Raw genomic sequence first — 673 nt, forward strand, 5'->3', positions numbered from 1 at the left:
GCTGTGGCTGATGGCCGTCGACGTCGGCAACGGTCTCACGCCCGACGAATGCGCGGCGATCGGCAGGTTCCGCGGACTCGGCGGCGCGGTGCTGACCGCGCGCGATCACCAGAACCTCGGCAGCTGCCTGCGGGGGCTGGGGTCGTTGGGGCAGGTCAACGAATTCCACGACGCCAGCCTGGACCCGGCGTCCCGCTGCGACGACCAGGACAACCCGGACATCTCGTGGCCCAACTACCACTCGGGCTCCAACGGTGACTATCAGCCGGTGCTGGCCGAGCAGCCGGTGCACCAGCTGCTGCGCACCGCCCGGACCGCCAGCGGCCGCATCGAGTGGTTCCCGGCCCACCCCCATGAGGGTTCGGTCTCGGCCCACGTGCCGTTCGCGACGGTGGTGGCCGGGGGACGCAGCACCGCGACCGGCAGACAGTTCAACCTCGCGGTGGCACTCGACGGTAAGCGCACGCCGGAGGGCAGGCCGATGGGCCGGGCTGTGGCGGAGTCGACCTTCCACCATTTCGCCGATTACAACTGGGATCTGGACCGCGGGGCGCCGTCGTTCGTCACCGATCGGCCCGGCTCGCAGATCAGGGCCGATCCGTCGCTTCTCGGGGTGTTCAAGGATTACGTCCGCAACCTCGCGACCTGGCTGCAGCCACCGGATCACCACTAG

The 673-nt window shown here is 69.7% G+C and carries 1 protein-coding gene; it reads left to right on the plus strand.

Annotation, left to right across the window (positions count from 1 at the left end; genetic code table 11):
- The coding region (locus RNC47_RS36085) for a hypothetical protein (protein ID WP_311605081.1) at window positions 1–673 on the plus strand (673 nt) is incomplete at its 5' end.

It is taken from the genome of Streptomyces millisiae, assembly GCF_031845425.1.
In the GTDB taxonomy this organism is placed as follows: Bacteria; Actinomycetota; Actinomycetes; order Streptomycetales; family Streptomycetaceae; genus Streptomyces; species Streptomyces millisiae.